Consider the following 9,816-nt stretch of genomic DNA (forward strand, 5'->3'; position numbering starts at 1 on the left):
ATTTCACGCAGTCTTTATGCACAACCTGCCATGACCCAGCATACTACTATCAAGGTATATAAACTCCCCGTAAAAGTAGCCTCGGGGAGAGGTAGTTTTTAAGATACTATTAAAACTAATTTTCTTATTGAAAAAGCTTTATTAATGATAGAAAAAAATACGAAGTCACCATTAGCCCACTATTACCAGCTAGTACAAAACATCATTCTCGATCGGCAAGACCCTATTACTGGCTTATTACCCGCTAGTACAGCAGTGACCGCTCATGGTGATTATACCGATGCTTGGGTACGTGATAATGTATACAGCATTCTTGCAGCTTGGGGGCTTGCGCTGGCTTATCGTCATAGTGGCAAAAACAAAGGGCGCACTTATGAATTAGAACAAAGTGTGGTCAAATTAATGCGTGGCTTATTAATATCGATGATGCGCCAAGCGCATAAAGTAGAACGTTTTAAATATACCCAAGATCCGCTGGATGCTTTACATGCAAAATATGATACCCATACCGGCGATATCGTGGTTGGCGATCATGAATGGGGGCATTTGCAATTAGATGCTACTTCACTCTATTTATTGATGCTAGCACAAATGACCGCTTCTGGTCTGCGTATTATTTTTACTATTGATGAAGTCAATTTTATACAAAACCTAGTCCATTATATAGGTCGTGCCTATCGCACACCTGATTATGGTATTTGGGAGCGTGGCAATAAAAGTAATCACGGTATTGCTGAGTTGAATGCTAGCTCAGTCGGCATGGCTAAAGCGGCATTAGAAGCCATGTCAGGATTTAATTTATTTGGCGCTCATGGCGACCAAGCTTCTATTATTCATGTGCTCAGCGATGAAATTGCCCGCTCGCATATCGCCTTAGAATCCCTATTACCGCGCGAATCTATCTCTAAAGAAGTTGATGCCGCAGTACTCAGCATTATCGGCTACCCTGCATTTGCTGTCGAAGATCCTGACTTATTAAAAAAAACTGAGCAGCATATTTGTAAGAAATTAGAAGGAAAATACGGCTGTAAACGTTTTTTACTTGATGGCCACCAAGTGGCCATTGAAGATCGCCAGCGCATGTATTATGAATCTCATGAATTAAAACAATTTATGGATATAGAGTGTGAATGGCCGTTATTTTTTAGCTATTTACTACTCAATAACTTATTTGCTGGCAATACTGAAAAGGCTCGAGAGTATCGCAAGAAATTAGAAGGCCTGTTAGTTGAGCATAATGGCCAATTATTACTACCAGAACTCTATATTGTACCTAAAGATCAAATAGCAGCGGAACGTGAAAATCCACATAGCCAAGAGCGTGTGCCCAATGAAAATATACCTTTAGTCTGGGCACAGAGTCTATTTATTTTGGGAGAAATGATCCAAGACGGCCTATTAAAAACTCACGATATTGACCCTTTAGGTCGCGGCCATTGCACACACTGCAATCGTGACCCTAACCTCAAGGTTCAACTCACTCTACTTGCTGAAGATACTGTGGTACAAGGCAAATTAAATGAGCTTGGTATTCAGACACAAACTTTTGACCAAATTGCACCGATTCAGGTTCGAGAAGCTAGCCATTTAGTCGCAGCACTAACCCAAGTTGGACGTAATAAACGTTTAGGTTTAAGTGGTAGGCCAAGTAAACAAATTAGAGCGCTAGGCACTTCTTTGCTGTACAAACTAGACGATAAGCCAATCGTTTTTTTACCTCAATTTATGGACCAACGCGGTTTTTATTTAGCTTTAGATATCCGTTTACTGGTAGATCGCTTGCGCCTTGAATTAAGTTATATTTTCCATTACTGGGATCGCCCAGGAAAGCCATTAGTAGCCATTCTAATTAGACATAATATGTTGGATAATGAAGGCCACCAACTTTTACTAGAATTCATGACAGAACTACAACAAGGAGAAATCCGCGGTATCCCAGTCCAGTCAGGTAGTTTAAATGAATTCATCAACACGACTAGCTATGAAACAATCAACTATTTGCATGACTTTCGTTTTCCCGAAACATGCGTTCAAGAAGTCACTCGGCCTTGTGACAGCCTATTACCCCCCCTAGATATAACGACAACAACGCCCATTGACCTACGGGTGTTAAATGACTGGAATAAATTAAATGATGAATCGCTCATTCAAACGCTCAGCGCAAACAGCAACTTGTATGCCCAGTTTGAAATTCTAAACTTACTCAACCAACGACATGGCATAGATTTTAAGTTACAGGAAAATGAAAATCACCAATGTTGCTTACGTGATTGGTTTGAAGAGGTTTATACACGGGCAGGTAACCAAAATATCTGGAGCTTAGTCCGCCGCAGTGCAGGGCTGTTAGGTAAATACGACGCTGACCTTGAGCAAGCGATCACCGATATGCTGGTACGCCAAAAACGCATCAGTGTAGGCCGCGAATATAGTAATGGAGCAACGATTCAGCGCCCCGCCAGTAGCATAGAAATTCTAGATAGAATTCGTACTTATAATAGTCCCAATGTTTACGTACATATTCTTACCCAAGAATTGATTCTCTACCTAGGCGTATTAATTAAATCTAACCCTGACTTATTTGTTGATATGCACACTGTACGCGTTGGACATATTATGCAATTGATTATTATTCGCCTACAACGCCATATGGATTGCACATTAGGGGAAGCCTTTGATACTCTACTTGCTTTAGCACCACATGAAATTGCGCGCCAAGTAAAGGAAACTTTAGCAGATTATCAAAACTCAGAATCGCAATTAAGCCTCAGTGAATTACTCCGCTATGATAAACAATGCAACCAGCTCACTTGCGCCCGATTTACCACACAGCTTAATCCTAAAGACCGAGGCAGAGCACTGGATTGGCATGAATGGCGAGAACAACGCGGTAGTGTCGGCCGACAATCTGAAGCATTTTTCGCGGCTGTTTGGGAGGTACTACATCATTGTAAAGGCTTAATCATCAGTGAAAAGCTCAGCAATGATCGCCGCTTAGATAGCGAAGAGATACTCGCGCAAATGACCGCACAAGAACAAAGTTTCGTCTTATTAATTAACCATAGGCTAGACAAAATTCAATCCCCTGACTTCCGTCAATTAACCATGGAAACACTGCAAGCATTAGCGCTTATTTTCCAAGAAAATCCTAATTTGAAAATTGACGACACTATATTAACTGATACGTTAATTAACCATGCGGTACGTCTTAGTTGGCTGGAAAAACACCCAGAACGTGCGCCACACTATGAACAAGATCAAGCTTTATCTTGGCAGGAATTTTATCAATTGCCACCTAACGAAGTAGCAAACGGAATTATCGATGCTTTAAATTATTTATTAAACGTAAACAACGAAATTCAAGGAGTTCAGGCATGATTTTAGCAGGAGATATTGGCGGCACAAAAACTGTTTTAGCGTTATATAGCAAAAACAATCAAAATGGCAAAGTCGAGTTACAATGCAAACTTGAGCAAACATTTGCTAGCGCTGACTACCCACAGTTCAATGATATCTTATCGGTTTTTCTGCAGCCGAATATGACGATAGACTCAGCTTGTTTCGGTATTGCTGGCCCGATTGTCGATCAGCGTTGTCAAACTACAAACCTACCCTGGATAATAGATGCTCAAGAGCTGATGCAAAAATTTGACACCAGCAAAGTCAAATTACTCAATGACTTAGAAGCCATGGCTATCGGTATGCTTAATAGCCTTACCGAAGATCTAATCGAGCTTAACCCGCACGCAAAAAATAAACATGGCAATATTGCCGTTATTGCTGCCGGTACCGGCTTAGGCCAGGCTATTCTTTATTGGGACGGACAACAGCACCACCCTATTGCAACTGAAGGTGGGCACTCTGATTTCGCCGCACAAACAAAACAACAAGATCAACTACTCAATTATCTGCGTAAACGCTTTAATAGTCATGTGAGTTGGGAGCGAGTGCTCTCTGGTGATGGCTTCGGTTATCTTTATGATTTTTTAGTTGATACAGGTTTTGCACCCGCCTGCCCTGCTGTTCCAAGCCCAAATGATAGCAGTAGCTATGCAGGCGATCGCAACGCCATTATCTCTCGCTTAGGTATTAAACAAGAAGCTCCTATCTGTATTGAAGTTATGCGTTTATTTGTCGAACTTTATGCAGCTGAAGCGGGCAACCTAGCCTTAAAATGTTTAGCAACGGGGGGCGTATTTATTGGTGGTGGTATCAGCCCTAAAATTCTTCCTGCTCTGCAAAGCGAAAATTTCATACGTGCGTTCACAGCCAAAGGTCGCTTTCAATCATTGCTCAGCGATCTATCCATTAAATTATCAATGAACCCAAATACACCTTTAATAGGTGCTGCTAATTATTTTTTGTAACCATTTAAGTTCTTTCATTCTCCACCTCAACCATTTGGCTGAGTGATTAAAATAAATAGTAGCAGGCTAAACGATGACTATTTTTCAGGTGGGCCTATAAAGTCACAGTTTTATCATTTATTCAAGCGCTTACAGTTTTTAAATTCAAGCACAATCATTACTTATCTAAAGTTTAAATCTAACGAGACAACAATTACCTTATTCCTTTGGCGTGTAAAAAATAACCACAAAACTCAATTACTTAGCCGCAACTGGGCTTCGCTTATTTACGCTTACCTACTGGCAATGTTAGAATAAAACTCATTTACCACACTATATAAGTTGCATGTCTGTGGACTCAAAACTATCCCCCCTATTCTCCGAGGCGTCGCCTGCAAGGTTACGCGAAATTCCTTATAACTATACTTCGTTTTCTGACCGAGAAATCGTTATCCGTTTATTGGGTGAACCTAATTGGCGTACCTTAAATGAACTACGCGATGAGCGAGTTACTGGGCGTTCTGCACAAATGCTGTTTGAAGTACTCGGCGATATTTGGGCGGTACAACGCAACCCATACCTAGAAGATGACTTACTGAATAATCGTAAGCGTCGTCATTCATTACTAGAGGCACTGCGCCATCGATTAAAGCAAATGGAAAAACGTCATGCTGAATATGCTGACGAACACCCAAAACGCGGTAAGCGTGTGGCGCAATTAATTAGTTCTGCACATCAAGCAATAGATGATTTTGAAGAACATTTCAAAACTAGCGTTAAGATGCGCCGCAAAACTGCAGCGTTACTATCTAAGCATACACGCAAAGATAATATTTGTTTCGATGGTTTTGCTCGCGTTTCACATGTTACTGATGCGACAGACTGGCGAGTAGAATACCCGTTTGTCGTGCTATACCCGCGTACAGAAAAAGAAATTGGTCTCTTAGTCAGTGACTGCATCAAACTAGGCCTGACTATTATTCCTCGTGGCGGCGGCACAGGCTATACTGGTGGCGCAGTACCATTAACAAAATTTTCTGCCGTTATTAACACTGAAAAGTTGTTAGAAATGGGTGCTGTCGAACACGAAGCAACACTACCAGGTGTCCAGCAGACCTATGCCACACTGCATACCGGTGCTGGTGTCGTCACACGTCGCGCAATGGAGCTTGCCGATAGTGCTGGATTAGTCTTTGCCTGCGACCCAACATCTGCTGATGCTTCTTGTATAGGCGGTAACGTAGCCATGAATGCCGGCGGCAAAAAAGCGGTATTATGGGGTACTGCACTAGATAACCTATTATCCTGGCGCATGGTGACACCCGATGGCAACTGGCTGGAAGTTGAACGTTTCAATCATAATCTGGGCAAAATTCATGACCAAGATGAAGTTAACTTCATTCTCAGGCGTTTTGATACCAGTGGTAAAAAACTCCTATCTGAAGAGCCGCTAAACCTTCCTGGCAGCTTGTTTCGTAAAGGCGAATTAGGGAAAGACGTTACCGATAAATTCCTAGGTGGTTTGCCCGGCATACAAAAAGAAGGTTGCGATGGCATTATTACTTCTGCGACTTGGATTTTGCACAAAATGCCAGCACAGGCTCGTACCTTCTGCTTAGAGTTTTACGGACAAGTGCGCGAAGCCGTCCCTGCTATTGTTGAAATTCGTGATTATTTAGCTACTTTACCTAAAGAGGGTGATCAGCGCGTTATGCTTGCTGGTCTTGAGCATCTTGATGAAAGGTATTTAAAAGCAGTTGGCTATGCTAGCAAAGCCAAACACCTTGGCCGCCCTAAAATGGCCTTATTTGGTGATATTGTTGGTGATGATGAAAATCAAGTAGCTTTAGCTGTTTCTGAAATCGTACGTCTCTGTAATGCCCGTGGTGCAGAAGGTTTTATCGCTGTTAGCCCTGAAGCTCGTAAAACTTTTTGGCTAGATCGCGCCCGTACAGCTGCAATTGCTAAGCATACTAATGCCTTCAAAATTAATGAAGACGTGGTTATCCCATTACCGCGTATGGGCGATTATTGCGATGGTATCGAACGCATTAATATTGAATTATCCATGCGCAATAAACTACGCATGTGTGAGGCAATCAGCCAATTTTTACAAGGTGAACTACCTTTACGTAACTACGAAGATGATATCGATAAAGCTGAACTTATCGGCGATCGACGCGAATTAGCACTCCAAGAAGTCGAAAAAGTTCGCAATCGCTGGCAATGGCTGTACGACAATCTTGATTTGCCCTTAGCACAAGCCGAAGCCTCATTTGCGCAATATGACATAAAAGCTAGCGAACTCACAAATCGTACTGAGAACCCCACTCTATTCCATCGTTTACAAGATCATTCAATTCGAGTTTCTTGGAAACAGGAATTATTAGCTGTATTAAAAGAAATTTTTGAAGGTAATAATTTCACTTTAATCATTGACCGGATTAATATGACGCATAAAGATGTGTTGCGCGGCCGAGTCTTTATTGCACTACATATGCATGCAGGTGATGGTAATGTACATACCAACATACCAGTCAACTCCGATCATTATGAAATGCTGCAAGAAGCTAACGCAGCCGTTGTGCACATTATGGATTTGGCGCGCTCCTTGGATGGTGTTATCTCGGGAGAGCATGGTATTGGTATTACAAAATACGAATTCCTAAGCAAAGAAGAGCTGGCCAGTTTCCACGAATACAAGCAACAAGTTGACCCCGAAGGACGCTTTAATAAAGGCAAGTTAATGCCTGGCGCAGACTTACGCGCAGCCTACACAACCTCTTTTAGCTTAATGGGCTATGAATCCATTATCATGCAACAAAGTGATATTGGTGCTATCTCTGATTCTATTAAAGATTGTTTACGCTGTGGAAAATGTAAACCCGTCTGTTCAACGCATGTACCTAGCGCTAATTTATTGTATTCGCCACGCAATAAAATTTTAGCGACTTCCTTGTTGATTGAAGCCTTTTTATACGAAGAACAAACGCGTCGCGGTATTTCAATTACCCATTGGAAAGAATTTGAAGACGTTGGCGATCATTGTACGATTTGTCATAAATGTGAAAGTCCATGTCCTGTCGATATTGATTTTGGCGATGTTTCAATGAATATGCGTAATTTATTACGTAAAATGGGTAAACAAAGCTTTAACCCCGTAAAAACGCTAGCAATTGCCTTTTTATCAACCGACCGCCCGAGCAGCGTTAAAATCATGCGTAAATTGCTGATTGAATGGTCTTATAAAGCACAGCGCATGGGTAACTTCTTGCTTCGACCGTGGGGTAAAGGTCAGCTCAAACAGCCGCCTTCTTCAATTGGCAAACCCGCTATGAAAGAGTATGTGGTTCATTTTACTAACCGTAAAATGCCGGGTAAACTCCCCAGCAAAACAGCTAGAGCACTCTTGGGTATTGAAAGTAATGAAATCGTACCGATTATTCGTGATCCGCAAAAAACGCGCACAGACTCTGAAGCGGTGTTTTATTTTCCAGGCTGTGGTTCTGAGCGCTTATTTTCTCAAGTGGGTTTAGCGACACAAGCGATGCTTTATGAAATCGGCGTACAGACAGTATTGCCACCAGGCTATTTATGCTGTGGATTTCCACAACGTGCCGCCGGTGAATTTGATAAAGCACAACAGATTACCACGGATAACCGCGTGCTATTTCATCGTGTTGCTAATACCTTAAATTATCTAGATATCAAAACAGTTCTCGTTAGTTGTGGTACTTGTTTGGATCAATTGCAAGATTATGAATTTGACAAAATATTTCCTGGCTGTCGCATGATAGATATTCATGAATATCTATTAGAAAAAGGGATCAAATTAGAAGGTCTCACAGGTAGCCAATACCTGTACCATGATCCTTGTCATACGCCTTTGAAACAACAAGACCCGATGAAAACGGTTAATGCTCTGATGGGCGCAACAATCAATCAATCTGATCGTTGCTGTGGTGAATCAGGAACCTTAGCCGTAGGCCGTCCCGATATCTCTACACAAGTACGTCATCGTAAATCAGAAGAGTTACATAAAGATACCGCTAAATTGCGTGAACAAGGTAATGAAGCCCCAGTTAAAATCCTAACAACTTGCCCTTCTTGTGTACAAGGTTTACAACGCTTTAAAGGGGATGTAGATGACTTAGAAGCCGACTATATCGTGGTAGAAATTGCCCAGAAAGTATTAGGCAAGGACTGGATGAAAAACTATATTAAACAAGCCAGTAAAGGCGGTATTGAGCGGGTATTGGTGTAATCAATACCCAATAAGAAGGCTCAAACTACAAGGTTTGAGCTCAATATAATAAACGCCCTCTCCTGCTGGAGAGGGCTGGGGTGAGGAGAATAAAATCAAAGTTTTATTTATTTCCCTCACCCACCCCAATCAGGCCAAACTATCCCGCCTGACACCCAACCGGAAATTCACTACACATTAAATAAACGTCTAAAATTCTCATTTGACTGCTGAGATACCGTATCAAAGCTAGTCTCACGTAAATCCGCAACATATTGCGCGACATGCTGCACATAAATTGGATAATTAGGCTTACCACGAAAAGGCGAAGGTGCTAAATAAGGCGAATCTGTTTCAATTAAATAACGATCTGCTGGTACTTTTTTAGCGACATCCTGAATAGCTTTAGCATTCTTAAAAGTAACAATACCTGAAAAAGAAATATAAAAATTCAAATCCATCGCCTGCTGCGCAAAATCCCAATCTTCGGTAAAGCAATGAATGACCCCCCCCACTTGATCAGCTCCATTTTCCTTTAACATACGCAAAGTATCATCTCGCGCCTCACGCGTATGAATAATCAGTGGTTTTTTAGTCGCTTTAGATGCTTCTATATGATTAATAAAGCGTTCATGCTGCCAGGCCAAATCACCTTCACTACGAAAATAATCCAAACCTGTTTCACCAATCGCCACAACTCGCGGGTTATCGGCTAAAGCAATCAACTCATCTGCAGTTGGGTCTTGTCCTTCATCAACATTGGGATGCACTCCGACGGACAAAGAAATATTCGGATAAGGTGCAACTAAATCACACATAGCTGGATAGGCTTCTAAATCAATACTTATACACAGCATATGTTCAATTTTTTGTTTTTCTGCTTCCACCATAAAGCAGGAAAAATCATTTTGGTAAGGACTTAAATCAAGTTTATCAAGGTGGCAGTGTGAATCAATTAACATAGGAAAACGGTAAATTAAGGAGGTAGTTTTAAATTGTTAGGTATTGTAAATCAAATACATACAAATGATACCCGTAACTTCTCATTATCCACAGGCAGCGGCCGCACGGATGACTTCCGATAACGGAGGAATATCGCCTATACCCAATAAGCGATCTTTCAAATAATCCCAAAATGATAAGTCATGCTTTCGACAGGTCTTTTTTAGACTGGCAAAAGTATCTCTGGCTTTCCGTCCTGCATCACTTCGGGTGCTTCCACTGATTTTT

General features: G+C 41.5%; 4 protein-coding genes and 1 pseudogene. 3 read left to right on the forward strand and 2 right to left on the reverse strand.

Going from position 1 to position 9,816, the window contains the following annotated elements:
* Positions 1 to 144 precede the first annotated feature (144 nt).
* The 3 genes from BQ7314_RS07815 (at position 145) to BQ7314_RS07825 (ending at position 8,607) form a co-directional block, all read left to right on the forward strand.
* Complete coding sequence (locus tag BQ7314_RS07815; RefSeq protein WP_174483139.1) at positions 145 to 3,375, forward strand: glycoside hydrolase family 15 protein; 3,231 nt, start codon at positions 145 to 147, stop codon at positions 3,373 to 3,375.
* Positions 3,372 to 4,364 (forward strand): glucokinase, encoded by a 993-nt coding sequence (gene glk, locus BQ7314_RS07820; protein ID WP_174483140.1) that lies wholly within the window; start codon positions 3,372 to 3,374, stop codon positions 4,362 to 4,364. The genes BQ7314_RS07815 and glk overlap by 4 nt, the downstream gene beginning before the upstream one ends.
* A 325-nt stretch (positions 4,365 to 4,689) precedes the next feature.
* The gene (locus tag BQ7314_RS07825; protein WP_174483141.1) at positions 4,690 to 8,607 is read left to right on the forward strand and encodes a DUF3683 domain-containing protein; all 3,918 of its coding nucleotides are present in this window, start codon (positions 4,690 to 4,692) and stop codon (positions 8,605 to 8,607) included.
* Positions 8,608 to 8,777: 170 nt separating this feature from the next.
* Here the strand turns inward: BQ7314_RS07825 and BQ7314_RS07830 are convergent, their stop codons facing one another.
* Both BQ7314_RS07830 and BQ7314_RS07835 read right to left on the reverse strand, forming a co-directional pair.
* A complete protein-coding gene (locus BQ7314_RS07830; RefSeq protein WP_174483142.1) occupies positions 8,778 to 9,548 on the reverse strand; it encodes a TatD family hydrolase in 771 nt (256 codons plus the stop codon).
* Positions 9,549 to 9,632: 84 nt separating this feature from the next.
* A pseudogene (locus BQ7314_RS07835) lies at positions 9,633 to 9,816 on the reverse strand (IS66 family transposase); the annotation flags it as partial.

The sequence above is a fragment of the methanotrophic endosymbiont of Bathymodiolus puteoserpentis (Logatchev) genome (assembly GCF_900128525.1).
In the GTDB taxonomy this organism is placed as follows: Bacteria; Pseudomonadota; Gammaproteobacteria; order Methylococcales; family Methylomonadaceae; genus Methyloprofundus.

Coding starts and splice junctions, on each gene's coding strand:
- BQ7314_RS07825 (WP_174483141.1), top strand. CDS start 4,690: ATGTCTGTGGACTCAAAACTATCCCCCCTATTCTCCGAGGCGTCGCCT.
- BQ7314_RS07815 (WP_174483139.1), top strand. CDS start 145: ATGATAGAAAAAAATACGAAGTCACCATTAGCCCACTATTACCAGCTA.
- BQ7314_RS07830 (WP_174483142.1), bottom strand. CDS start 9,548: ATGTTAATTGATTCACACTGCCACCTTGATAAACTTGATTTAAGTCCT.
- glk (WP_174483140.1), top strand. CDS start 3,372: ATGATTTTAGCAGGAGATATTGGCGGCACAAAAACTGTTTTAGCGTTA.